Genomic DNA, 1,053 nt, shown 5'->3' with positions numbered 1-1,053 from the left:
TAAGAAATCCAATCCCTGCTTGCCGTCAAAGGCATAGGTAAAACCGTATTGCAGCGTTTGCGGCAAATAGGTTTGGATGATGTCGCCACGCTGGCGGCAGCGGATTTGGACGATATTTTGGAACAGAGCGCACAATTGACCGGCTCGACCTGTTGGAAAAATAGTCCGCAAGCTAAAGCTGCTATTGCCGCCGCAATAGAGTGGGCAAAACAGCGTTTTCAGACGGCCTGATAGTTCAAGAGGCCGTCTGGAATAAAAAAGCAGGCAAAACAGAAAATGATTGCGAAATGAGGAAAAAAGCATGATTACCATCACAGAAAACGCAGCCAAATACATCAATAACTACCTGACCAAACGCGGCAAAGGATTGGGCGTGCGCTTGGGCGTGAAAACCAGTGGCTGCTCAGGCATGGCATACAACCTTGAATTTGTCGATGAAGCGAACGAGGATGACCTGATTTTTGAAGAACACGGCGCACGCGTTTATATCGATCCAAAAAGCTTGGTTTATCTAGACGGCACGCAAGTTGATTACACCAAAGAAGGCTTACAGGAAGGTTTCAAATTTGAAAATCCAAATGTCAAAGACTCTTGCGGTTGTGGTGAGAGCTTCCACGTTTAAAATATAAAAAATGGCGGGAAAGTATCAAAACCATCCCGCCATTTTTTGGATTCTTGCCTATTATAGCTACCTTTGCCTTTTCTTTTTCGTTCTACTTGGTGTCGGAACAAATCAGATTTGACTAAGGCTTTTAAGACATTGTCTCGTATTTTGCCTTTATTATGTTGTACCTTACCGGTCATATTGTTTTCCTTTCGTATAAACATTTTCCGGATTATATCGTAAAATAATACTCTTCTTTAGATTTTTTCCTTTAATATCATGTCTCAATACTTCAACCTCTTCCAGCTTGAGCCATCTTTCAATATTGATACCGAAACACTCGAACAGACCTATCGAGCTTTAGCTGCCCGATTTCATCCCGATAAATTTGCTTCTGCTTCAGCTTTTGAGCAGAAACAAGCCGTTATGATGTCTTCTACAATTAATGA

2 protein-coding genes and 2 pseudogenes are annotated in these 1,053 nt (G+C 42.1%); 3 read left to right on the top strand and 1 reads right to left on the bottom strand.

Going from position 1 to position 1,053, the window contains the following annotated elements; genetic code table 11:
* Positions 1–6 precede the first annotated feature (6 nt).
* Both ACTHS3_RS14320 and iscA read left to right on the top strand, forming a co-directional pair.
* Positions 7–231 carry a recombinase RecA gene (locus tag ACTHS3_RS14320; protein WP_440368283.1) on the top strand — a complete coding sequence of 75 codons (225 nt, stop codon included), beginning with the start codon at positions 7–9 and terminating at the stop codon, positions 229–231.
* Positions 232–301: 70 nt separating this feature from the next.
* Positions 302–622 carry an iron-sulfur cluster assembly protein IscA gene (iscA, locus tag ACTHS3_RS14315; protein ID WP_070608865.1) on the top strand — a complete coding sequence of 107 codons (321 nt, stop codon included), beginning with the start codon at positions 302–304 and terminating at the stop codon, positions 620–622.
* On the opposite strand, the pseudogene ACTHS3_RS14310 reads toward iscA, so the two are convergent.
* A pseudogene (locus tag ACTHS3_RS14310) lies at positions 582–804 on the bottom strand (alternative ribosome-rescue factor A). The gene iscA and the pseudogene ACTHS3_RS14310 sit on opposite strands and share 41 nt — an antisense overlap.
* A gap of 79 nt (positions 805–883) precedes the next feature.
* Here ACTHS3_RS14310 and ACTHS3_RS14305 point away from each other — a divergent pair.
* Positions 884–1,053: pseudogene (locus ACTHS3_RS14305) on the top strand (Fe-S protein assembly co-chaperone HscB); the annotation flags it as partial.

Source organism: Neisseria sp. P0009.S007, assembly GCF_051962515.1.
Note: the sequence above shows the minus strand (reverse complement) of the source record. Positions and strands in the feature narration are given on the sequence as shown.

Coding starts and splice junctions, on each gene's coding strand:
- iscA (WP_070608865.1), top strand. CDS start 302: ATGATTACCATCACAGAAAACGCAGCCAAATACATCAATAACTACCTG.